This window comes from Bacillus sp. FSL K6-1145 (genome assembly GCF_038003425.1).
Lineage (GTDB): Bacteria > Bacillota > Bacilli > Bacillales > Bacillaceae > Bacillus > Bacillus pumilus.
Genome location: NZ_JBBOPC010000001.1, coordinates 1270736 through 1294376 on the forward strand (window position 1 = coordinate 1270736; position 23641 = coordinate 1294376).

Consider the following 23641-nt stretch of genomic DNA (forward strand, 5'->3'; position numbering starts at 1 on the left):
TTTTAGATAGGAGAGATAGAGATGAACAAAGGGAAGATACTCGTAGTCGAAGATGAAAAGAAAATTGCAAGGGTGCTGTCACTAGAGCTTGAATATGAAGGATATGAGGTCAAAGTCAAAGATACAGGTATGAGCGGACTCCAGGCTCTTGAAGAGGAAAGCTTCGATTTGGTGCTGCTTGACGTCATGCTTCCAGAATTAAGTGGTCTTGAAGTGCTGAGAAGGGTTCGAAAGACAAATACAGCGACACCTATTATTTTGATAACAGCAAGAGGGAGTGTGCCTGATAAAGTAAGCGGCCTCGATCTTGGGGCGAATGATTATATTACAAAGCCTTTTGACATAGAAGAATTACTAGCGCGAATTCGTGCGCAGCTAAGGTTGAATATAAAGGCGCAAGAAGAAAAGGAAACAGAGCTTAGCATAGCAGATTTGACCGTCAACGAGAAAACAAGAGACATACAAAGGGCCGGGCAAATGCTTGAGCTCACACCGAGAGAATATGACCTGCTTGTCCACTTGCTGAAGCATCAGCAGCAAGTGCTTACAAGAGATCAGCTTTTAACAGCCGTTTGGGGCTTTGATTACTTCGGTGACACAAACGTAGTGGATGTCTATATTCGTTATTTAAGGAAAAAAGTCGATTACCCATTCGAAAAACAGCTGATTCACACAGTGAGAGGTGTGGGTTATGTGATGAAAGGATAAAGAATGAGATTAAAAAATAAAATTCAGCTTTATACATCGTTGTCCTTGTTTTTAATGGTGCTACTGTTTCATACAGCCATTTATTTTATTTTTTCGATGACCTTGACGCAAAAAGATATGTCCAGGCTGTCTGAGGTCGCTGAAAATATTGCCATTGCTTTAAAAAAATCAGAAGAAGAGGGTCTTCCATCCTCGGAGCTGCTGAAGGCGTACCTGCCTCAAAATGGCATGATCCGTGTCGTGACAGAAAAGGGTGAGTCAAAGCTGACTGTCACAAAGGAATCAACGTTTAGCTCACTGCCTTTTACATATGAAACTGGTCAGACAGCAGAAATCAAAGAATACAACAAGCATATGATTGCGTTCGCTGCGATTCCGGTTATTTGGACAAATGGCGAGATTGTGTCGCTCCAAGTATATGAAGAAATCGAAAATACGGAAGAGAATTTGGCGTTATTAAGAATGATTTTAATCGCTGCTGGCGTTTTAATTATAGTGCTTTCCTATTTTGCTGGTCACATTTTAACAAAACAAATTGTACGCCCTATTAGTAGAATGACGAGCACCATGAAGGCAAGTATGAAGGAGAAGGCGTTTAAGCGAATCAAACTAGCAGGCGATTCAAAGGATGAATTGTATCAAATGGGACAAACCTTTAATGAAATGTCAGAAATCCTCGAGAAGCATTATGAGAAAGAGCAGCAATTCTTGCATGATGCCTCTCATGAATTGAAGACACCGATTACCGTCATTATGAGCTACAGCAATTTACTAAAGCGCTGGGGACAGACACGTCCAGAGGTTATAGAAGAATCCTCTCAAGCGATTCATGATGAAGCGAAAAAAATGAAAAGGCTGACAGATCAATTATTAACACTTGCGAAAAATGGTCAGCCGCTTTACTTGGACATGAAGCCAGTTGATCTTGGTCATTTATGCAAGCAGGTATGTCATACACTTGAAGTCGCAACGAATCGAACCATTGATCCTGATGTGCAAACAGATCAGCCGCTCGTCGCTGAGGGGGATGAAGAGAAAATCAAACAGCTTTTGACCATCTTGATTGATAATGCAGTTAAATATAGTACAGAGCCCGTTGATGTGACCTGCGGATGGGCGGGAGAGAAGCCGTTTATTTCAGTCGTTGACCATGGGATTGGCATAAAAGAAGAGGATCTGCCGAAAATCTTTGACCGCTTTTTCCGTGTGGATGAAGCGAGAAACAGTGAGACGGGCGGAACCGGACTTGGTCTTTCAATTGCGAAGCAAATTGCGGAAGAGCACGGGGCCGAACTGAAGGTGGACAGTCGTATCGGCGAAGGGACAACCATGACCATTCTTTTTCAGAAATAAAATAGGTCTTTTCTCATCAATTTCTCATTTCCTCCTTATAAAATAGGAAATAGGAAGGAGGCGCTGCATGTCTAGAAAAACGAAAATGGTGCTTGCGCTCGCAGGATGTCTCGTCGTTCTTGCAGCCTTTGCAATGCTCATGATTCAAACCATTGATCAAAAAATATTAAGTGAAGCAGAAATCAAAAAAATCATCGCAAAAGACTACAATGGAAACATTACAAATATTGATTTAATCAATCATAAACAGGACTATACCTTGACCCTGGAAAATTCAAATGGGATCTATCAAATCATTGCATCTTCTGCAAGCGGTCAAATGAAAGAAATCAAGCAGTTAAAAAGCTATCAAAAACCAAATGAAAAAAATGCTGAGCTTCTGGCAGAAGAAGCGGCTGTTAAAAAAGTAAGCGGTACGGTCATTCAAAAGAAAGAAAAGTCCGATCGTTTTATTTTTACGATCCAATCAAAAAAAGAATTATATCAAGTCGATGTCGACAAGCAAACGTTTAAGGTGCTTGAAGCAGAAAAGAAAAACCCAACCTCTAAAGAAAAGAAAATGACAAAAATCACGGTCGAAGAAGCCATCCGAATTGCAGTAAAAGAAGTCGGAGGGACAGTGGATGATGCTGATCTTGAAACATTTAGCGGTATGCTCGTCTTTGAGGTGGAGCTGGATTTGCCTGATGGGCGAGAGGCAGAGGTGCTTGTGAACGCATATACAGGAGACATTGAAGGTATTACGTACGAAAACTAATCCTTTTCTCATGATTTTCTCATGTTTCTTTCCTTCCTTTATCATCTTGTTTCTTTAAGATAAAGGAGAAATCAAATAGAGGAGGACATGAACATGATGAAAAAAGTACTAGTAGCTACAGCATTAACAGGAACTCTTGTCGCAGGTGGTTTCACACTTCAAGCGCAAAATACAAATCAAACAGCAAACGCCGAGCAGGTGGTGCAAAAGAAATCATCGTTTGTCTCAAAGAAACAAGCTGAAAAAGCAGCATTAAAAGTTGTGAAAGGCTATGTGGACGATGTGGATCTTGAGCGTAAAAAAGGAAAATGGGTGTATGAGGTCGAGATTAAAAAAGGCGGCTTTGAATATAAAGTATATGTCGATGCCAAAACAGGGAAAGCGCTGAATGATCCAGTCAAAGAAAAGAAAAAGAATGTGAAGATCACTAAAAAGCAGGCTGAACAAATTGCCCTTGCAAAAGTAAAAGGAACAGTCACAGATTCTGATTTAGATAAAGAAAATGGTGTGTACTTGTATGAAGTCGAAATCACCACACCAAACGGCGAGGAAGTTGATTTTGAGATTTCCGCTAAAACAGGCAAAATCCTGAAGCAAGAATGGGATGATTAATACGGCAGCAATCCTAAGATAAATTTGTATGCGGTCTGAACCGATGGTTCAGACCGTTATTTTTGCTTAAATGATTATATTAAAGTACAAATGAATATCATCTTTTAAACTAAATAGCGTACTTCCATGTATCTGTCCACCAAGCGTGTTAATGCTTTTTATGTTGATTGCTTATCATTTCAGTTGTTCTTAAAAACGTCTCAATCTCTTGAATAGTATGACAATGGAGAGGTGATATTCTAATAGCCCCTTTCATTCCAAAGGAATCCAGCATCCTTTTAGAATAAATGCTTGTATTCAACCTTTCATATACGATCACACCGTGCTGTTCATATTGTCTTACTGCATCCTCATGGTTTGTTCCTTCTATCGATATGGCTACGATGAAATCTCTTTTTGATAAATCATGGTCATCAAGATGCACGGTAACTCCTTTGATTTCTCTTAGCCCTTTTACGTTGGGTGTCCCGTCTAGCATTATTTTTAATAAAGACCTTTCTTGTTTTCCGATAGCTTCCATACCTGCTGCGAATAACTGTCGTCTGGCATTCACTGTTGTAAAATGACCTCCAAGCCAGTACACATAATCAACAATTGCGCTAATAGCCGCATAATGAGCAGGTGCTGGAGTTCCTAGACCCCATTCAGTTTCTTTCTTTCCTTTTAACTTATGATGAGGGAGAAGAGCAGCTCTTTCCGATAAATAAGCAATCCCGCAGCCTCTAACACCAAAAAATTTATATGGAGCAAAATTTATCACATCCACAGGTGTTTTTTCAATATCAATTAAACCATGAGGTGCATGTTGAACGGCATCAACCATGATAAATAAGTTTGGTTTCTTTTTTCTTGCCTCTTGTACAATTTGTTCAATATCTAAAATAGCACCAGAGATATTCGAAGCATAGATGACGCTTAGAAGAACAGTATCTTGATCGATTAATGCCAAGATGTCTTCTACGTTCACTCCACCTGTTAAAGGATTAGACTTGGCCACTCTCAGCTCTTTGTTTAATTTATTTGCATAAAAACTAGCTGCGTCGTAGGCTGCTGGATGTTCTAAGGATGTTGTGACAATATTTGTTCCTTGAATATGTTCTGCAATGATACCCGTAGTTTGAAAGATAGCCTGTGATGCTGTCAGATATGTGGCGAAGCTTCCTTGTTTCACGTTAAAAATGGTTTGAAGATCAACAATCCCCTTTTTTTGGATATCAATCAAGTGTTTTGCAGCTTTATGATTTCTTTCAGAACAATCTGGGATGCCATCAATGATTGAAAATATATGATTTGCCTGTTTTAAACGAAGAGAGCCACCTGCATTGTCAAAAAAAAGTCGTTCCTTTTTTAGGATAGGATCCTCATCAATATATAAAAATTGTTCTCTTACTTTTTTTAATAAATCATTTGAAAAGTGCATGTTCAGTGTAGATTCGCTCATCATCATATCCCCCAATATTCAATTTTTATACTTAGTATTATACATTGTGTTATCAATCAATGGCTGTACCCTAATCAGAGAGAGCTTTTTTCTGTAAACAATCATTCATTTTTAGCTAAAGCGACGGTTATCAGCGCATTGCCAATGGTGACATTCGCCGCACCTTTATGAGTTCAGCTGTTTTGTACTAATCACTCCTTACACTTTCATGTGTAAGGTTTTTTCATTGGGACAAACTACGGGAAAGGAGGCGAGAGAATATGAAGAAAAAAGAAGAAGAGCAGACAATGGACCATGCGGAATATGTTCCGCATCCTGATGGAGAAGGATATGCTTTGTTTTTGCATGATTCCTTTCATCTCCTCTCCCAAGAGGATATGAATCAGCCAGAAGAGGAATAAAAGACATGAAAGGGCGATAGTCTACTTTGTCTATCGCTCTTTTTTTCAAAAGTAAGCGAATACATAAGGGAAATTGGCATCTTGCTTATTGACATCACTGCGCTTTTTCTGTAATCTCAGTGTGTCAACAATATGAGACTTCGTTAGGTGAGGCTCCTGTATGGAGATACGCTGCTGCCCAAAAATGTCCAAAGACGCCAATGGGTCAACAGAAATCATCGACATAAGGTGATTTTTAATGCAGCTGGATTTTTCCTATGCCATACAGTGCTAAAGCTCTACGATTGAAGGAGCAAGTGTTTATTTGTCATGCTTACAAAGCGCCTTCATTCGGTTGAAGGTGCTTTTTTATGAGAAAAGGAGGTGTGGGGATGGATCATCCCGATTCGAGACACATAGAGGATATGTCAAAAGATCAGATTGAGACATCAGATAGAGGAGATCCTGACCCCCGCACATTCTAAGGGATTCGGGTATCTCCTGACTTTGGGGAGGTAACAGCGATGATACAAAATATTACGTATGATGAACTCATTTTACGCATCATTATTTTACTGAGAGATGGAAAACGAAAAGAATTTAAAAACATCATGGAAGAACTTCAGCCATATGATATGGCCTACTTATTTAAAGAACTTCCAGAGAAACACCGCGGCCGCTTCCTCAGCTTTTTACCAGTCGATGACGTGACAGAAATGATGGGTGAGCTGGAGCGGGAATATCAAGAAATTGTTCTTGAAAAAGTAGGTAAAGACAAAGCGACCTTCGTCACAAACAAAATGGATAACGATGATCTAGCCAACTTGTTTGATGAGATGGAGGATGAGCTAAAGGATCAGCTTTTATCTAACATGGAAGCAGAGGAATCAAAAGCCGTCCAGCTTCTTATGAATTATCCTGCTGAGACAGCGGGACGGATCATGACGAACCGTTATGTTTGGATTCCTCAGCATTTTACAGTGCAGGATGCCGTTGTGAAGCTGAAAAGCTTTGCTGAAATTGCGGAATCAATCAACTATTTATATGTGATTAATGATCAAAAACAGCTTGTAGGCGTTCTCTCATACCGGGATCTCATTTTAGGTGAACCGGATGAAAAGGTACAGGATCTCATGTTTACAAGAGTCATTGCCGTTGGAGCCTTTCAGGATCAGGAGGAAATCGCAAAGCTGATTGAACGATATGATTTCCTTGCGATTCCTGTTGTGGAAGAGAACAATGTCCTAGTCGGAATTGTTACAGTCGATGATATCATTGATGTTGTGATTCAAGAGGCGGGCGAAGACTATGAAAAGTTTGCTGCCTCTGGTAAAGATATCACGTTCGACACGCCGGCATTTGTGGCGGCATACCGCCGTCTTCCGTGGCTCATTTTGCTCTTGTTCATTGGGCTGATTTCAGGCAGTATTTTAAATTATTTTGAAGGTACCCTTCAGCAAGTCGTTGCTTTAGCGTTCTTCATGCCGATGATTGCCGGGATGACAGGGAATACAGGGACACAGTCTCTTGCCGTCGTCATTAGAGGGCTTTCAAAAGAAGAATTAACGAAAAAAACCATCATGCGCCTTATTTTTAGAGAGCTGAGAACGAGTATTTACATTGGGATTGTCTGCTCTATTATTATTACAGTCGTCGCAATGGTGTGGCAGGGCAATATGATTTTAGGTTTTGTTGTCGGTTCCTCACTGCTTGCAACACTGATTATTGGGACAATGGCAGGTACGGTCGTACCGATTATTTTACACAGATTAAACGTGGACCCAGCCATTGCATCTGGGCCGCTGATCACAACATTGAATGATATTTTATCCTTATTGATCTATTTTGGAATTGCAACAGCATTCCTTCATACACTGATGTAGCATGAAGACTGTAAAACGTGACGTTTTACAGTCTTTTTTGAATAAAGATTGCATATAGCGCTTCCATCCTTTACATTTTAAGGAGAAGGTGGGAGAGAAAAATGAAGAAGTTTTTATTCATTTTAATGTGCATTGTATTGCTAGGTGCATGTTCAAGGGAAGACGAGGGGAAAGACAGAAGACTAGTGGCTGCAGAGCATATGATTGAAGCGATTACCGAAGGAAATAAACAAAAAATAGAAAACATCTATGTTGAAGGTGCTGTCCCAAGCCCAAATGACATTCTAAAACTGAAAAAAGAATGGGGCATAGAGACGCTTTCTTATGATGATTTTCAATTGGAAGAAGCCAGCATTCACGTCTTTCATGCGAATTACGAAGATGAAAAAACAGGGGAGAAAAAGGCACTGGCCATGCGGGTCATAGAAGATCCTGAAAAAGGTGGTGTACGGATTGACTTTGTAGGACTCGTTGAAGGAACTGACACTTCCTCTCAATGAAAGCTAAAATAATTTTATGTAAAAAGGATAGAAGAGCTGAAAGAATGTCGCTCTATCTATCCTCTTTTTTGCCACAAATGACCCGATCACATATGAGTTATGCCCAATAATTCCATAAACCGTGAGAGGGCACTGGTCATGTACGAATCGCGGCGCCTTATAAACACAGTTGGCACGATTCTGTGTGGTTCCGGTAAAGGATGACAGGTAAATCTGCCTTGCACCCGAGATTCAACCATAGATTTTGGTAATACGGTAACCCCTAGCCCGTTTTCAACGCATTTAAGCACGCCCTCTAAAGTGCCATATTCCATTACCTTCATCGGAGCAAAGCCATTGCTCTCTAACCATCGTTGCCAACGCCCCAAATAGATGCAATGCGCAAATGACGAAAGCAATGGTTCATGCAAAATTGATTCTACCTGGAATTCCTCCTGGGAGTAGCTTGTAATGAGAACAAGAGATTCTTCCAATACCGGATATTCAATAATGTCGGGATGAAGAATGGGCCCATCAACCAATGCACCGTCTACCTTGTAGTTGAGAATAGCATGAACCTGATCTACAGTAGGTGCCATATACAAGCTCAATTCTACTTGAGGAAATGTCTTATGATATTCTGTGAAAATGATTGGCAATCTTGTCGAAGCAGTAGACTCTATAGATCCAATGTGCAAAGTACCTCGCGGAGTAGAGGAAAGCTTTACGGCCTCTATCGCTTCTTCAAAATCGTAGAGTAATTTGTTTGCATATGGCAACAGTTCTCGCCCTGCAGGCGTTAAGGATATCTTTTTGTGATATCGATAGAAAAGAGGAACACCTAATTCTTGTTCAAGACGCTGGATTCGTGCAGTGACATTGGACTGCACATAATTTAATTTCTCAGCAGCTTTTGTAACGCTTTGTTCAATAGCTACTGCTTTAAATATCTCCAAAGATTTAATATCCAAAACAATGCTCCTTTTGCATCACAAATTGTGATGAACTATACACTATTTTTTGATTTTACGTGATCCAACAGAATAAGTAAACTTAATAATATAAGAGGTTGATGCTCATTGTGTCCCTTGGTGTCTCATCATGAGGAGGAGAATTTGCGAGGTAGGGAGTTTTAGCTTAGGAAAGATAAAAAGACGTTTCCAAGTAAATGAGGAGGGAATCTATTGATTTCAAAGGTTAATATCCAAGAGAAATTTTCGCAAATAAATGATTATTGGAATCCTAGAATAAGTGGAGAGTTGAACGACTCATACATGAAAATGGTAATAATTAAGGGTGAATTCATTTGGCATCACCATGATGACGAGGATGAAATGTTCTTTGTATGGAAAGGAAATCTAGTCATCCGTTTTAGAGATAGAGAAATAGCGCTTAATGAAGGGGAGTTTCTTGTGATTCCAAAAGGAATTGAACATCAGCCAATTGCTGAAGAAGAAGTTCATTTGCTCTTAATTGAACCAAAAACGACGCTGAACACGGGGAATGTGATCAATGAACGAACTGTTTCGATTCCTGAACGAATGGATAAACGCTAGATCGCCTGCACTTAACAATATACCTAAAACGCTATTTGATATAGTGTTGTTTCTTAGAATGAAATGTTGTGGAACACCGCCTAAAAAAAGTAAATTTAAACGGATGTCCTTGCCTATATAGCTTATTTCACTGAGTATGATCTGGCATTGCCAAGGGCTTTGGTTTGATAACGGAGACAGCAAAAAAAGCTGTCTCTTTTTCATAAGCCATGACCAAAAATCAAGTACGAACAAAGCCTAAAAGAGTCAGCTAAACTTTATTTGTTTATCGATTTTTGTACCGGAAGTGTGCGTTAATTTGACCTTCCAGCATTTTTTTCTTATATTGTCCGCTTTTTAATGCCTGTTCCTTTTTCTTCATGTCTTTCAAAATCTCCGCTGTTTGCACACCGTCTTCTCGTTTGTTGGCGATGTCCATTAATCGTTCTACATCAGAAAAAGAATATTTACGCGTGCCTCTTGTTGAGCGCTGGGGGTAGATGAGTCTGCGTTCCTCATAATATCGGATTTGCCTGACGGATAGCCCTGTTAATTCACTGACAATCCCGATTGAAATGACTTTTTTATCTTTATAAGATACATCTTCCTGCGTCATATACTCACCCCTGCAAGTCTTTTCTTCATATTATACAGAATGACAACGAAAAAAACCTATCGTTTGTTAGAAAATATAACATAAAAACATAAAAATGAAAAAACGATGGAAGGAAAGTTGACAACATATGTGAAGTGATTGCTACGCTTGCATATAATGATGATGAGTTGAAATAGGAGGAGGAGCATATGATGGAGCAAACACGGATCATCTGTATGGCAAAAGAAATCATCGCATTAGATATGAAGAGGGATGAATTACTGGAGCGATTCATGCAGGCTGCAGGTCAGAATGCGCATGCTCTTCTAAGAGCTGTACAAAATGATTTGTATAAAAGGTCTTCATAAGCACCTGCTCCAGATCAATTGATAGGAGGGAATAATCGGTGCGGCGTATCCTAACAGAAGCTTTAGCGAAGGAAAGACATTATTATACGAAGCAGCTCTGTTCATTAGGAGTGTACAGTCCTAGTGCGGCCAAGAAAATGACAATTAGTGACTTAAAAAAGAGTATCACTTCTTTTTCAACAAAACAAAGCGTGATTTGTGAAAATCCCTTGAAATGTGCGCATGTCACATAAAGGGTTCTTTTTTTGTTTAATGTTATAGCAATATTGAATTTTGTAGAAATTTGACGAATACAGTGTAAAGAAACATAGAGTCTTTACAGATTATGTTAAACTGTGTCGGATCTTGATGGTTTGCTAAAAAACCTTTTTTTCGAGATGGTTGTGAAAAATAAGAAGGATTTTAAAAGTTTATATCGAAATCTTATACATAACACGAATGGAGTCACTTATGTGGTTGAAAGGGTTTTCAAAAACGTACTTCTATTTTTTACGAAAGGCTCCAACTGCACCGCAAGAAAGCCTTGAAGTTAAAAAAATATTATAAGAGGTAGATATGTGATGAGACTATCGTTTAATGAAGAAGAAGTAGAACGTTCAATGACACTTTACAAGGTATTTGCAAGAGCATTTAAAAGCGTTTCAGAACACAGCATTAGAGACAGCAAAGAGCATGGATTTAATCCAACTGAATTTGCGGTTCTTGAATTGCTGTATACAAGAGGTGCTCAAAAACTTCAGCAAATCGGCTCAAGACTCCTGCTTGTCAGCGGGAATGTGACGTACGTAATTGACAAATTAGAACGAAATGGTTTCATTGAAAGAGAGCAGGACCCAAAGGATAAAAGGTCGGTTTATGCCCATTTAACAGATAAAGGGCGCAGTTATCTTGATAAAATTTACCCGATTCATTCTCTCCGGATTGCGCGTGCCTTCTCAGGCCTCTCGCGAGAAGAACAAGAACAATTGATTAGTCTATTGAAAAAAGCAGGTATTCACAGTCAACATTTATTATTTAGATAGAACGAAAAGGTGCCATGATTGGCACCTTTTTTATGTGTCCAGCTGATGCGCTGGATAGGCAATGAATTTTTCGATATCGTTTGCTGGAAGGGGCTTCGCATAATAAAAGCCTTGCAAGTCGTCACATCCTTGCGCAGATAAAAGCTGCGCCTGCGCAAAGGTTTCAACACCTTCTGCTATGACCTCGAGAGATAGTTGATGTCCCATCGCGATAATGGCACCTGTAATCTGTTCAGATTTTGAATCATTTAAAATATCTTCGATGAAGGATTTGTCGATTTTTAGGCGATGAATGGGCAAATCCTTTAAATAGCTTAAGGAGCTATGCCCTGTACCAAAGTCATCAATACTAATGCGAACGCCCAGATGTTTCAGTGAGGTCAGTACCTGCTTTGATTGCTTGATATTGTCCATTGTCATACTTTCTGTGACTTCAAGCTCGAGCAGTGACGGTGTCATATCGTATTTTTTCAGTGTCAGCTTAATCAAATCAATTAAGTCTTCAGAATTGAATTGTTTTGCAGATAAATTGACAGCCACGGGAATTTTCAGCCCGTTGTCATACCACGTTTTAGCCTGCCTGCATGCGGTATCAATCACCCATCTGCCAATATCAATGATCAGTCCTGATTCCTCTGCCAGCTCAATAAAAACCTCGGGTGATTTTAACGAACCATCTGGTGCTTTCATTCTTAGAAGAGCTTCTACACCAGTCATCTGTCTTGTTTTCGCACTCACTTGCGGCTGGTAATGAAGCACAAACTGTTCTCTTTGAATGGCATCCCGTAACTCAAGCTCTCGGTTCAACCTATCTTCACTTGATCTTTCCATTGATTCGGTGAAAAACTCATAACGGCTTTGCTTATGTTTTTTGGATAAATACATCGCCATATCGGCTTTCCTCATTAACTCCATCCCATCTTTGCCATTTTGAGGTGAGATAGCGATTCCAATGCTGATAGAAGTAATGAGCTGATGATTCTGGATGAAAAAAGGACGCTCAAATTGCCGAATGATATTTTGAGAAAGCTGTTCAATTTTCTGTGTGTCATGCCCCATGTCAGGGAAGATCATTAAAAATTCATCCCCGCCTAGTCTGGCTATAAAGCCGTTGTCTGGTAAACATTGCGTCAGTCTGTTTGCAGCTGCTTTAAGAAGTAAGTCCCCTATGTTATGACCAAGTGCATCATTGATAATTTTAAAACGATTCAAATCAAGAAACAGAACAGCCGTCGATGTTCCTGTCTCTTTTTGAGCGGAGAGAACATCACTTAGATGGTTGATGGCGTGGCGCCGATTAGGAAGCTCGGTTAACGCATCATAATGTGCCATGACATGAATTTCTTTTTCTGCAATCCGCTGCTGCGTTAAATCTTTTAAGACAAGATAAATACTGTCAAGCGTATTGTTGACATGAACAGGTATGTAAGTGACATGATAATAATAAAAGCGATCTGCTGCTTTTAGTTCTGCTTCACGTGTGATGGCTTTTTTTGACTCGTAAATAAATTCTTCCCACATGTCAGTCGGCATGACGTATTGGCTGACATCATCACCAATCCAAGAATTGCACATTTTTAGAATTTGTTTACCTGAGTCGTTCGCAGAAAGCACCTTTCGATTGACAGATAACACGATAATGCCATCGATATTATGTTTGATGAGCGATTGGAACCGCTGTTCATTTTCCTTTAGCTTATCTGCCTGCTTCATGATTCGGTGATCTATATAGGCACCAAAAATCATCAGTGTTTGGACAATCAGTGTCATTAAGCCGATGAAAATCGACAGACTGAATGGTGATAGTTCAAGAGAACCACCCCTATAGGACTGTCCGTCTGAATGAAAAAACATAGTAGAAGCAGCCATACCGGTATAATGCATCCCAGAAACAGCCCCGCCCATCACGAGTGCACCAGCTATTTTTAACAGATGATCCTCCTGCTTTTTCCCGGATCGATGGAGCCGAAAAAAGAGATGAAGCGAAAAGAAAGACGCTATCACAGCAATGAAAAACGAAAGAAAAAAGAGGACTGGATCATAGCTGATTGAGACATTGGCCATTGATTCCATTCCAAGATAATGCATGCTGCAAATAGCTGAGCCCATGGTGATTGAACTAATGAGCAGCCGCCTTGTGGAGAGCTGCTCTTGAATGCATATTGTGAATGCGATCAAGGACCCGACAAAAGATGCCAAAATCGATAAAATGAGCAAGGGTGTTTCATAGGTGATGCCAGCACGCACGTGAAATGCCATCATGCTGATAAAATGCATCGACCATATCCCCATTCCCATGATCAAGGCACCAACGATCAGCCATACCTTTTTCTTTGCACCGCTTGACTGTGCCACTCGGCTGGCTAAATGAAGAGCTGAGTAGGAGGCGACAGTGGCGACTGCGATTGACAGAAAGACAAGCCATCCATTGTAACTTCCTGTTAAATGGGTCATGTAAGAAAACCTCCAGTATCTTAAAACAGACGTATACCTAATATATCGGATCGAATGGCTTCTGTGTTCACTTTTCCTTCACTTAAATACCACAATCAACTTTTTTTTCACCTGTCTTTTATAGTAAAATCAAATTTAATGTAAAAAAACGACGAAAAGTGAATCGTTTCTTCGGTTTTTTTCGTTTAATATATGTGCGATTCTAAAAGAGATAGAATCAGTTAAACGATTATGTGTGAAAGGGATTGATAAACATCGAAGATTTTATTATTTCTTTAGCTGATGCCTTTAAGAACTTGTCGTACTTTGGCATCTTCCTTGCATTATGTATTGAATTTGTTCCTGCTGAAGTGGTTCTGCCTCTTGCGGGTTACTGGGTCTCAGAAGGGGACATGGCCTTCATTGGTGTTGTGGCAGCCGGCTCTATTGGCGGCGTGGCTGGCCCTTTGACCTTGTACTGGTTAGGACGTTATGGCGGTAGACCCTTTTTAAATAAATATGGGAAGTACTTTTTTGTTAAACCGGAGTCGCTTGATAAATCGGATGCCTTCTTTGAAAAGCATGGTGGATTTGTCGCATTTAGCGGCCGGTTTATTCCAGGAGTCAGAACGCTTATTTCCATCCCGTGCGGTATTGCCAAGATGAATGTGTGGGTCTTTTGCCTGTACACGTTTTTAGCGATTACGCCTATTACATTTGTATATGTGTATCTTGGATTTGTGCTCGGGGAGAACTGGAAAGAGGTTGGCGCAATGTTAGATCCATACCTTCTGCCGATTGGGATCGGGATTGTGCTGCTTTTCGCGATGTATATATGGCTGAAACGTAGAAAAAGAAAAGCAGAAACACCAACTGCCTAATCACTGGACCCGAGGTGAAAGTCCCCTGTTGACAATACAGTGTCTATTGATTAAACTATAAGTAATCTAAATATTCTTAAATCCCACCAAAGGGGAGTAGCGTCCGGTTTTTACCGGAAACAAAGTCGTCATTACATGGACTTAAGTTCCATCGGCTTTGTTGGCATGATTCTACATATCACATGTCTAGCAAGACCTTTGCCATTACAGGCAAAGGTCTTTTTTGCATTCATAAGCCTTTGTCTGTTGTGGGACAATAGATAAAACAAGGAGGAATGATGATGGATGCAGCAATTATTTTAGAGTACGGGTGGGTTCTTCTCGTACTGATTGGATTAGAAGGAATTTTAGCCGCTGATAATGCGCTGGTCATGGCTGTGATGGTGAAACACCTTCCAGAAAAGCAAAGGAAAAAGGCATTGTTTTACGGACTTGCGGGTGCGTTTGTCATGCGATTTGGTTCCCTGTTTCTTATTTCGTTTTTAGTGGATGTGTGGCAAGTTCAAGCCATTGGTGCAATTTATCTTCTTTATATTTCCATTCACCATATTTTAAAATCGCACGTATTTAAGAAAAAGGAATCAGACACAAACATGAAGCAAAGCGGCTTCTGGGCAACAGTCGTAAAAGTCGAGCTTGCTGATATCGCTTTTGCTGTCGATTCCATCTTAGCGGCGGTCGCATTAGCCGTAACTTTGCCGAAAACAAGTCTTCCGCAAATCGGTGGACTTGATGGCGGTCAATTTATTGTCATTCTTTTAGGTGGTATCATCGGTCTGATCATCATGAGATTTGCAGCGACTGTCTTTGTGAAACTGCTCAAAACAAGACCGAGCCTAGAAACAGCAGCCTTTGTCATTGTCGGGTGGGTTGGTGTGAAGCTCACGCTTTACACACTGTCACATCCAGCCATTGGTATCGTGTCCTCTCATTTTATTCATTCAACATTATGGAAAGTGATTTTCTGGACAGTGCTTCTCGCAATTGCAGCATTTGGCTGGTTTTTATCAAGTCCATCAAGAAAAGGCGGGCAACAAAACAAGGAAAAACAAGAGGTACGCCTAGAAGAGTAGGTTTTTTGAAAGAAATATCATTTCATTTTCATAACACGTATATTACAAATAAGGGGGAGATACCCCCTTATTTCTTTGCTTTTAGACGAAACATTGTAAAGTAGATGATGATATACATGTCATAATTGGGTAACAGGAAATGAATTCCTCATTTCTTCCTTTGCGCTTCCCTCATAAATTAGCTATCATAAATGAGTAATATAGGGAGAACTGAGGTGAAACCATTGCTTAGCCTTTTGTTTAAAAAAGGAAAGAAAAAGCAAACATTAGAGCAGTCGGCTATCAGTATTCAACAAGGTGATATCGAGCTGCAAAATGCATTAATAGAGCAATACAAACCATTTGTCGCTAAGACGGTTTCATCCGTTTGTAAACGATATATAGATGAAAAAGATGATGAATTCAGCATAGGCTTAATTGCCTTTAATGAAGCGATAGAAAAATACTCTGCTGAAAAAGGAAACTCACTCCTTGCTTTCGCAGAATTAATTATTAAAAGAAAAGTGATCGACTATATTCGAAAAGAAGCGAGAAATGCGCCAACGGTTCAAATGGACCTGCAAGAAAGTGAAAATGGCGAGTACTCTCAAAGCATGATTGAAGCAGAGCTGTCTACAAACGAATATAGACGTTTAATTGAACAAGAACACAGAAGAGAAGAAATTGAACATTTTAAAGAACGATTGAAAGTATACGGTCTCACGTTTCAAGAGCTGCTTGAACATTCACCAAAGCATGCAGATGCAAGGCAAAATGCCATTAAAGTAGCTCACACACTCGTTGAACACGATGAGCTCAGAACCATTTTATTTCAGAAAAAACAATTGCCAGTCAAACAGCTTGAAAAGCTAGTGGAAGTCAGCCGCAAAACGATTGAGAGAAATAGAAAATATATCATTGCGATGGCGATCATTATGACGGGTGATTATGTGTATTTGAAAGATTACCTTAAAGGGGTGCTTAATTCATGAGAAGAGGCATTATAGTAGAGAAAAACAAAAAATATGTCACGCTGCTGACCCCTGATGGACAATTTCTGCGGACAAAATATGAACAGCAAGATTATGAAATCGGTCAAGAAGTGACATTTCCGAATGAATCACGTCTCGAAAGAAAAAAAGCCGGTTTTTTTGACTTGCTTCGTTTACGGCCATTAAATGCAGGAATCCTATCAATCGCAGCGATTATTGTCGTGATTTTTACTATGATGCCATCTTTCTCAAGTCAAAAAGCATATGCATATATGACGATTGACATTAATCCAAGCTTTGAACTGAAGCTTGATCACAATTATCAAGTGATCGGTGTCACACCACTGAATAAAGATGCGAAACAAGTACTGGCCAGTATGAAGGATTTAGAAAAAAACGACATGACCAAAGTTGTGCAGGAAATCATAGATGACTGTGATAAAAAAGGTTATGTGAACCACTCTAAGAGCATTTATATTTCTACGGTTTATGAAAACAAGCAGGACCATACATATAAAACCAACGTCAAAAGTAAAATTAACACCATCTCTGGTGAATATCAAAAGCGCGATTACAAGCTAGAAACTGTAGAAAGTGACCTGGAAACAAGAGAAAAAGCTCAAAAGGCAGGCATTTCAACAGGCACATATATCAGAAATCAAGAAATCCAAGACAAAGAACAAGAAGGCATTCAAAAGGATGAAGACGCAGCAGAGAGTGATGCTGTCAAAGAAGAAGAGCCTAAAAAAGATGATGAAGATCAAGCAGACAAAGACAAACAAGAAGACGTCAAGACAGACGATAGCGAAGAGATGAAGCCAGATCAAGAGGCTCCTGAAGCTGAAGACAAAGAGCAGAAGGATCAAGAGAGGGAAGAGCAAGGATCTATTCAAAAGCCACACCAAACAAAACCTGATGATAAAAGCAAAGACAATCAAATAAAGGAAGAAAAGGAACGTTCTATCGATAAAGAACAAAAAAAAAATCACTCAACGGAACCTGATGATAAAAGGAATCCAAACGGCACATCACGTGGTGGTGCTGAAAAGCACGCAAAAAAAAACGACAGGGATCAGAAACAGCCGTCCGCTGAACGAAAAAAAGACCATATGAAGAAGCAGGGAAAAGGTGCACCGTCCCCGTATCGTGAAAACCGGTTTGAGCACACATATGAACAATAAAAAAACGCCAGAATAGCTCCGGCGTATTTCACCATGTTTTTATTTAGATTGATTGCCCATTTGTGATTGAGCCTGTTGAACGAGTCGTTTTGTAATTTCACCGCCAACAGAACCATTTGCACGTGCGACTGTATCTGAACCGAGAGTCACGCCAAATTCTTGAGCGATCTCGTATTTAAATTGATCTAATGCTTGTTCTACTCCAGGAACAAGAAGCTGATTTCGATTTGCCATGTCCATATTCCTCCTTTCACCTCATGTTTGTTGCGCCTTCTTATTTTGAAGAAAACGGCGTACAATTATGCTGGCAATTGCTGCACAAAAAAACCGTGGTGACCTCATCACCTCGGTTTTCTTTTATCCTTATTTAGCTGCCTGTAGCGTATTAAACATCATTTCTTGCGCTGTACTTTGCAAGTGGGAAGTGAACACAGAGAAGACGGTAGAACTGATAATGCCTTTAATCAAATTCCATTGATTCTTCGTTAATTCTGTAAACTCTTCATGGAGCATGTCGGTCTGCTCCTCAGTCATTTCTCGTAAATTTGTTTCCTTTAACGGAAAATGTGTATGGTGATAAATAAAATCTAGGACGTGCGCATATGCTTCATAAAAACGGATTGGACTAATAACATCATCTGTTCGATCTGTGATCGTGTTAAATAAGGCAGATAAGATCATGCGAATGGCATCAAAGTCAAAAACTGATTTTAAATCCCTGACAATTAATAAAATAACGACCTGATCAATGGAGTACTTCTTGCCAAGCTCTGGATGACCAATCATATCTTTAATATCACGCTTGATCCAATTTTGAATCGCCGTCGATTTAAGAGACGTTAGCTCACACAAGTTGCCAAGCTCAACAATTTCATTTGTAGAAAGACCGTGCTCTGATTTTTGCTTCCGCCGTTCGAGCTTCTCAAAAAACGAAGGGATCTTTAAATCATCATATTCATGATCCTTATCGCCCTTTACAGATAGATTCAAAAGCTGAAGCGGAGTCAGATCTCCCTCTCCTTTTAGAGAATATAGAAGTCTCGTCATGTCAATTCTCGTTAATTTAAAAGTCACCATGTTCCACCTCATTTGTACGTCAAAAACGTGATTATTGATCTAATTCAACATCATAATCTCTTTTTGATGAAAATGCAAAATAAACTAAAATACAGAACGCGGCGTCACAATTTGTTCACTTTTCAGCTGTGGCAAAGTCGTAAATATTGAAGTGACGGGGCTTAAGCCGTTATGATAAACAGAAGGAATGATTCCTTTTTCCTTGCAATTTGAGACGTTTATTTTTATAATTTTATTAATAAGTTCAAATGAACTTAATATGACAGCGGAGGTTATGTATGGGTAAAAGAATATTTCTGTTTATATTAACGAACATTCTTGTTATCACTACGATTGGTATTGTACTGTCGGTTATTAGTGCAGCAACTGGTGTTGGTTCTTATATAGGAGCAGACGGTGGAATTAATTTGGTGGCACTGCTAGTATTCAGTGCAGTTGTTGGTTTTGTTGGCTCGTTCATGTCACTTGCGATGTCTCGCTGGATGGCAAAAATGATGATGGGTGTGCGTGTGTTAAACCCTGAAAAGGATTCATTAACATATGATGAGCAGCAGCTTGTTGACCGCGTGCACAGATTATCAAGAGCAGCAGGCCTTTCTAAAATGCCTGAGGTTGGTATTTATCAATCATCTGAAGTAAATGCTTTTGCGACAGGTCCTTCTAAGAGAAGATCACTTGTTGCCGTTTCAACTGGATTGCTTCATGAAATGGATGATGCAGCAGTTGAAGGTGTAATCGCTCATGAAGTTGCTCACGTTGCGAACGGTGATATGGTGACAATGACGCTGCTTCAAGGGATCGTCAACACGTTCGTTGTCTTCCTCTCAAGAATTGCGGCATGGATCGCAAGCCGCTTTGTTTCGCGTGAAGAGCTTGTTCCGATTGTTCATTTTATTGCAGTGATTGTTTTCCAAATCATTTTCTCTGTCCTAGGAAGCCTTGTCGTGTTTGCATATTCTAGACACCGTGAATTCCATGCAGACCGAGGCGGAGCTGACCTTGCCGGTAAAGATAAAATGGTTCATGCACTTCGCTCACTTGAGGCGTATACGTCAAGAATCAAAGATGATGATCAAACAGCAGTTGCTACGCTTAAAATCAGTGGTAAACGAAAAGCTTCTCTTTTCTCAACACACCCTGATTTAAACGAAAGAATCAGAAGACTAGAAGCAAAATAAGAAAGACGAAAAGACATTCTGCAACAGGATGTCTTTTTCTTTTTGATGAAAAAGAAAATAAAGCATAAAATATCTTTAAAATCATGTCTCTTTTCATTAAAATGATAAAGTATTCGAAAAGATAGATAAAAGAAGGAATGACAATGAATCCTATCAAAAAGCTAATTGACCGGCTGTCAGCATTTCAGCTGATTGCCCTCTATTATTTTCTTGCTGTAACCGTATCACTTATTCTTCTCAGCCTCCCAGTAGCTCATCAAGAGGGAGTGAAATGGACATTTATTGATGCTCTATTTACGGCGGTGAGTGCGGTAAGTGTCACAGGACTCACTGTCGTTGATACCTCGCAAACATTTAGTGTGGCAGGTATGTGGATCCTTGCGTTTGTCCTGCAAATCGGAGGTATCGGCATTATGACGCTCGGTACCTTTGTGTGGATTGTCATGCGAAAAAGGATTGGGATTAAAGAAAGAAAGCTCATCATGGCAGATCAAAACCAGAGCAATTTATCAGGTATTGTGAAATTAATGAAGCAGGTCTTATATTTAATTTTGCTCATTGAGTTTTTAGGCGGTCTGATTTTAAGCATGTATTTTCTCAAATATTACGATGTTCAAGGAGCATTCTTGCATGGCTTCTTCTCAAGTATTAGTGCGACCACCAATGGGGGCTTCGATATTACAGGGAACTCGCTCATCCCTTACAAAGATGATTATTTTGTCCAATTTATTACGATGCTGCTGATCATCTTTGGTGCGATTGGCTTTCCTGTGCTCGTCGAAGTAAAGGATTATTTATTTAATCAGGACCGAAAGCACGCATCGTTCTCATTGTTTACAAAAATCACAACGATTACGTTTGGCGGTCTTGTCGTTGTTGGAGCGATTGGCATATATGCACTTGAAGCCGGGTTCAGCTTCCTAGGGAAAAGCTGGCACGAAATCTTGTTTTATTCTTTTTTCCAATCGACCGCAACAAGAAGTGGGGGTTTGACAACATTAGATATTACCCATTTGACAGAACCGACCCTTTTATTTCTATGTATGCTTATGTTTATCGGGGCTTCCCCAAGCTCTGTGGGAGGCGGAATTCGAACAACTACGTTTGCCCTGAATTTACTCGCACTGTTTCATTTTGCTAGGGGAAATAAGTCCATTAAAATTTTCAAAAGAGAGCTTCATCAAGCGGATATTAACAAATCCTTGATGGTGACGATGATGGCCTTTATTTTGGTGTTTGGCGCTACGTTCCTGTTATCCTTATCCGAGCATAATACACTTCTAGAAAATTTATTTGAAGTTTGCTCTGCATTCGGAACAACAGGGCTATCGCTAGGAATCACCTCGGACCTTACGGTGTTCGGTAAATGTATCATTATGGTCGTCATGTTTATTGGACGGATCGGCATTCCAAGCTTCTTATATTTAATTGGCCGAAGAGAAAGCGAAGCGAATTATCATTATCCGAAAGAGCGCGTCATCATCGGCTAAACAGCATTCCGAGCGAATGCTGTTTTTTTATTTCCATTATCTAACTGGCTAAATCACATGGGATGTTCGCAATCTATAGGTAAGAGGTGAACGAGACGTGCTGGATGTAATATGGAAAGCAATTGTCATGCTGCTAGTTGGTACCTTGCTGCTGAGAATAGCAGGGCCTAAATCCATTAGTCAATTAACTGTTCAACAAACAGTGATCATGATTTCAATCGGATCGATTATTATCCAACCCTTTATTGAGCACAATTTACTTGAAACGATTTATGCCGCCGCTACATTTATCATTGCACTCGTCATCATGGAAAAATTGTCTATCCAATCTGATTTCTTTGAAAAATTGGTTTCAGGGAAATCTGTGGTCATTTTGCAGGATGGAGAAATGCTTGATCACAAACTTAAGAAAACGCGGCTCACAAGGGATGAATTCAAAATGCGCTTAAAGCAGCAAGGCATTACAGACATCAGCAGTCTCAAAAAAGCCACCCTAGAAGCCAATGGACAAATCGGCTATGAGTTAAAGCCAGAGGAAAAGCCGGTGACGGTCAAACAAATGAAGGAACTTCTAGACCAATTAAGAGAAGAACTAAATATGTCAAAAAAGGACTGATTTCAGATGAAAAGAAAAGCAGCGAAAAATGAAGCACTGACAAATAATATGACACCGACAGAAAGCATGGCACATGATCAAGGACAAACCCAATTTGATGAACATTCAAGAGATCGTCAAGCAAACCGAAATTCTCATAAAGGGAAACAAGGGGGAGGATCTCGTGACTAAGAAGCATGTAAAAAGCAAGGACATGAAAGACCATAAAAAGCCAATGGACCCAGATATCTTAGAAGAGGAATTTGGTAGTGAGCTTGGAGATATCAACAGCAGCAAATGGATTGATACGCTTGTAAAGCCTAAGAAAGATGCTGAATGTCACAATGGACACATGAATGAAAAATAGAAAAAACGATCCGCGCGGGATCGTTTTTTATTTGCTATAACTGCCCTGCCTGCCGGTGATTGTACGCATGAGATTGGTCATTTTGAGCTCAATCACTGGCTGTGCAACGGTTTTAACAAAGGTGCTAGACAGGGTAAAGGTTAACAGAATGGTCAGCAGCAATAACATGACCACACTTGCTGCATTCAAGGCCCAGTCATCAAACCAAGTCGTTCTAAGCAGCTTAATTACAAAGCCATGTAATAAATACACATATAACGTTCTTGTGCCCCATTTTGTAAAGAAGAAACGGCGTGTTGGCACTAAAGCAAAGAAGCTGAATGTAGCGCCGAATGCAAGCAGATACCATGCCATTCGTTTCATTGCCGCAATCACTCCCTCATCACCTAGAGAAGCATATGACTGTGATCCAAATAAGAAGGAATAATCAAATTCATAGAAATAGCAAAACAAGAATACAGCCATTAATACAAGAAGTGCTGACAGCTTTCCTTTACTTGTACGGATGAATTCAAAATGCTGCTTTTTTAAATAGAAGCCTGCTAAAAACATTGGCAAAAAGACAAACGTACGCGATAAGCTCAGTGTATTGCTAATACTGTCCACGTAACCGACAAGTAACGCAATCGACAAACTGACGATCATCGCCCAGTGAAATGGCAGTTTAGAAAAAGGAATGAGCAGCAAATTCCAAAAGAATAAACTAATTAAAAACCATAAAGACCATTGCGGATCAATTGGATTTAAATTGGCCATGCTTTGATCCTGCAAGAGATAATAGTAAACGGAATAGATCACCTGAAAAATGAAATATGGGATGATCAGCTTAATAGCAACTTTTTTCATAAAACCTGGCTTTCTAAACCCTTTTGCAAAGAAGCCGGAAACCAAAATAAAGGCAGGCATATGAAAAGTATAAATAAACTTGTATAAATAAAGCATCCAATCATTATCATGAATGAATGATCGTAACAAATGACCAAAAACAACTAGAAAAATCAGAAGAAATTTCGCATTATCAAAATAACTATCTCGTGAAGATGCCATAACATCACCTTTCCTGCTCGATTTTAAACATAAATGTTCTAAGTGCACTGTTCCCGTATTTGCCCCATTTTAAAATACATTTTGGCTCATTTCGCTATTTGATGTGAAATTGTAGAACGGCTGTAAAAGAAGCGTAAGAAAAGAGAATCGAGGTTCGATCCTGTCATCCAAATGAAATAAATGAGACAGTCTTCGTGTAAAAAGTTATCTTTTTT

General features: G+C 39.7%; 26 protein-coding genes and 2 riboswitches. Of the genes, 19 read left to right on the forward strand and 7 right to left on the reverse strand.

Translation table 11 applies throughout. The annotated features are described in order from the left end of the window. Positions 1-21: 21 nt before the first annotated feature. The 4 genes from MHH41_RS06285 (at position 22) to MHH41_RS06300 (ending at position 3430) form a co-directional block, all read left to right on the forward strand. On the forward strand, positions 22-708 hold the full coding sequence (locus MHH41_RS06285; RefSeq protein ID WP_106029825.1) for a response regulator transcription factor: 687 nt from the start codon (positions 22-24) through the stop codon (positions 706-708). 3 nt (positions 709-711) lie between these two features. After that, positions 712-2061: a sensor histidine kinase gene (locus tag MHH41_RS06290; protein WP_106049108.1), complete on the forward strand. Its 1350-nt coding sequence runs from the start codon at positions 712-714 to the stop codon at positions 2059-2061. Between the two features lie 67 nt (positions 2062-2128). Further along, positions 2129-2818 carry a PepSY domain-containing protein gene (locus MHH41_RS06295; protein WP_003211196.1) on the forward strand — a complete coding sequence of 230 codons (690 nt, stop codon included), beginning with the start codon at positions 2129-2131 and terminating at the stop codon, positions 2816-2818. Positions 2819-2911: 93 nt separating this feature from the next. Further along, complete coding sequence (locus MHH41_RS06300) at positions 2912-3430, forward strand: PepSY domain-containing protein (RefSeq protein WP_050945185.1); 519 nt, start codon at positions 2912-2914, stop codon at positions 3428-3430. Between the two features lie 148 nt (positions 3431-3578). Here the strand turns inward: MHH41_RS06300 and MHH41_RS06305 are convergent, their stop codons facing one another. Continuing rightward, positions 3579-4871, reverse strand: coding sequence for an aminotransferase class V-fold PLP-dependent enzyme (locus tag MHH41_RS06305; RefSeq protein ID WP_340865940.1), 1293 nt, complete (start codon positions 4869-4871; stop codon positions 3579-3581). A 260-nt stretch (positions 4872-5131) separates the two neighbouring features. Here MHH41_RS06305 and MHH41_RS06310 point away from each other — a divergent pair, with 260 nt between their 5' ends. From MHH41_RS06310 to MHH41_RS06320, 3 genes are all read left to right on the forward strand, one after another. After that, positions 5132-5272 (forward strand): hypothetical protein, encoded by a 141-nt coding sequence (locus MHH41_RS06310; protein ID WP_003212346.1) that lies wholly within the window; start codon positions 5132-5134, stop codon positions 5270-5272. 132 nt (positions 5273-5404) lie between these two features. Next, a riboswitch (M-box (ykoK) riboswitch) is annotated at positions 5405-5568 on the forward strand. Positions 5569-5775: 207 nt separating this feature from the next. After that, on the forward strand, positions 5776-7134 hold the full coding sequence (mgtE, locus tag MHH41_RS06315; protein ID WP_003212108.1) for a magnesium transporter: 1359 nt from the start codon (positions 5776-5778) through the stop codon (positions 7132-7134). 101 nt (positions 7135-7235) lie between these two features. Then, positions 7236-7634: a hypothetical protein gene (locus tag MHH41_RS06320; RefSeq protein WP_003211828.1), complete on the forward strand. Its 399-nt coding sequence runs from the start codon at positions 7236-7238 to the stop codon at positions 7632-7634. A gap of 86 nt (positions 7635-7720) precedes the next feature. Here MHH41_RS06320 and MHH41_RS06325 read toward each other — a convergent pair whose 3' ends face one another. Then, complete coding sequence (locus MHH41_RS06325) at positions 7721-8584, reverse strand: LysR family transcriptional regulator (protein WP_226805099.1); 864 nt, start codon at positions 8582-8584, stop codon at positions 7721-7723. A 213-nt stretch (positions 8585-8797) separates the two neighbouring features. Here MHH41_RS06325 and MHH41_RS06330 point away from each other — a divergent pair, with 213 nt between their 5' ends. Beyond that, positions 8798-9169: a cupin domain-containing protein gene (locus MHH41_RS06330; RefSeq protein ID WP_340865941.1), complete on the forward strand. Its 372-nt coding sequence runs from the start codon at positions 8798-8800 to the stop codon at positions 9167-9169. A gap of 265 nt (positions 9170-9434) precedes the next feature. Here MHH41_RS06330 and MHH41_RS06335 read toward each other — a convergent pair whose 3' ends face one another. After that, positions 9435-9764 carry a MerR family transcriptional regulator gene (locus tag MHH41_RS06335; RefSeq protein WP_012009715.1) on the reverse strand — a complete coding sequence of 110 codons (330 nt, stop codon included), beginning with the start codon at positions 9762-9764 and terminating at the stop codon, positions 9435-9437. 188 nt (positions 9765-9952) lie between these two features. Here MHH41_RS06335 and MHH41_RS06340 point away from each other — a divergent pair, with 188 nt between their 5' ends. Both MHH41_RS06340 and MHH41_RS06345 read left to right on the forward strand, forming a co-directional pair. Next, the gene (locus MHH41_RS06340) at positions 9953-10111 is read left to right on the forward strand and encodes a hypothetical protein (RefSeq protein WP_003212375.1); all 159 of its coding nucleotides are present in this window, start codon (positions 9953-9955) and stop codon (positions 10109-10111) included. A gap of 557 nt (positions 10112-10668) precedes the next feature. Further along, complete coding sequence (locus MHH41_RS06345) at positions 10669-11133, forward strand: MarR family winged helix-turn-helix transcriptional regulator (RefSeq protein WP_088004396.1); 465 nt, start codon at positions 10669-10671, stop codon at positions 11131-11133. A gap of 30 nt (positions 11134-11163) precedes the next feature. Here the strand turns inward: MHH41_RS06345 and MHH41_RS06350 are convergent, their stop codons facing one another. Continuing rightward, positions 11164-13587 (reverse strand): bifunctional diguanylate cyclase/phosphodiesterase, encoded by a 2424-nt coding sequence (locus tag MHH41_RS06350; RefSeq protein ID WP_340865943.1) that lies wholly within the window; start codon positions 13585-13587, stop codon positions 11164-11166. A gap of 245 nt (positions 13588-13832) precedes the next feature. Between MHH41_RS06350 and MHH41_RS06355 the strand changes: the two genes are divergently transcribed. From MHH41_RS06355 to MHH41_RS06370, 4 genes are all read left to right on the forward strand, one after another. Next, a complete protein-coding gene (locus MHH41_RS06355; RefSeq protein ID WP_050945180.1) occupies positions 13833-14447 on the forward strand; it encodes a DedA family protein in 615 nt (204 codons plus the stop codon). Between the two features lie 79 nt (positions 14448-14526). Beyond that, positions 14527-14698: riboswitch (yybP-ykoY riboswitch) on the forward strand. Between the two features lie 30 nt (positions 14699-14728). Beyond that, positions 14729-15520 (forward strand): TerC family protein, encoded by a 792-nt coding sequence (locus MHH41_RS06360; RefSeq protein ID WP_050945179.1) that lies wholly within the window; start codon positions 14729-14731, stop codon positions 15518-15520. Between the two features lie 215 nt (positions 15521-15735). After that, entirely contained in the window at positions 15736-16491 is a 756-nt protein-coding gene (gene sigI / locus MHH41_RS06365) for an RNA polymerase sigma factor SigI (RefSeq protein WP_034662939.1), read from the forward strand. Then, positions 16488-17672 carry an anti-sigma factor domain-containing protein gene (locus MHH41_RS06370; RefSeq protein WP_106029820.1) on the forward strand — a complete coding sequence of 395 codons (1185 nt, stop codon included), beginning with the start codon at positions 16488-16490 and terminating at the stop codon, positions 17670-17672. The genes sigI and MHH41_RS06370 overlap by 4 nt, the downstream gene beginning before the upstream one ends. 39 nt (positions 17673-17711) lie before the next feature. Here the strand turns inward: MHH41_RS06370 and MHH41_RS06375 are convergent, their stop codons facing one another. Together MHH41_RS06375 and MHH41_RS06380 are read right to left on the reverse strand one after the other, a co-directional pair. After that, entirely contained in the window at positions 17712-17906 is a 195-nt protein-coding gene (locus MHH41_RS06375; RefSeq protein WP_003211343.1) for an alpha/beta-type small acid-soluble spore protein, read from the reverse strand. Between the two features lie 129 nt (positions 17907-18035). Next, positions 18036-18749: a DUF1836 domain-containing protein gene (locus MHH41_RS06380; RefSeq protein ID WP_335365036.1), complete on the reverse strand. Its 714-nt coding sequence runs from the start codon at positions 18747-18749 to the stop codon at positions 18036-18038. Between the two features lie 278 nt (positions 18750-19027). Between MHH41_RS06380 and htpX the strand changes: the two genes are divergently transcribed. The 5 genes from htpX to MHH41_RS06405 all read left to right on the forward strand — a co-directional run bounded on the left by htpX (position 19028) and on the right by MHH41_RS06405 (position 22379). Beyond that, positions 19028-19927 carry a protease HtpX gene (gene htpX, locus MHH41_RS06385; RefSeq protein ID WP_003212518.1) on the forward strand — a complete coding sequence of 300 codons (900 nt, stop codon included), beginning with the start codon at positions 19028-19030 and terminating at the stop codon, positions 19925-19927. Between the two features lie 143 nt (positions 19928-20070). Next, positions 20071-21417, forward strand: coding sequence for a TrkH family potassium uptake protein (locus tag MHH41_RS06390; RefSeq protein ID WP_080984786.1), 1347 nt, complete (start codon positions 20071-20073; stop codon positions 21415-21417). Positions 21418-21514: 97 nt separating this feature from the next. Continuing rightward, on the forward strand, positions 21515-22033 hold the full coding sequence (locus MHH41_RS06395) for a DUF421 domain-containing protein (RefSeq protein ID WP_003211987.1): 519 nt from the start codon (positions 21515-21517) through the stop codon (positions 22031-22033). 6 nt (positions 22034-22039) lie between these two features. Continuing rightward, positions 22040-22204 (forward strand): hypothetical protein, encoded by a 165-nt coding sequence (locus tag MHH41_RS06400; protein WP_199852772.1) that lies wholly within the window; start codon positions 22040-22042, stop codon positions 22202-22204. Further along, positions 22197-22379 (forward strand): hypothetical protein, encoded by a 183-nt coding sequence (locus MHH41_RS06405; protein ID WP_003211111.1) that lies wholly within the window; start codon positions 22197-22199, stop codon positions 22377-22379. Before MHH41_RS06400 ends, MHH41_RS06405 begins: the two co-directional genes overlap by 8 nt. 27 nt (positions 22380-22406) lie before the next feature. Here the strand turns inward: MHH41_RS06405 and MHH41_RS06410 are convergent, their stop codons facing one another. Further along, complete coding sequence (locus MHH41_RS06410) at positions 22407-23426, reverse strand: acyltransferase family protein (protein WP_003212122.1); 1020 nt, start codon at positions 23424-23426, stop codon at positions 22407-22409. Between the last annotated feature and the right edge of the window lie 215 nt (positions 23427-23641).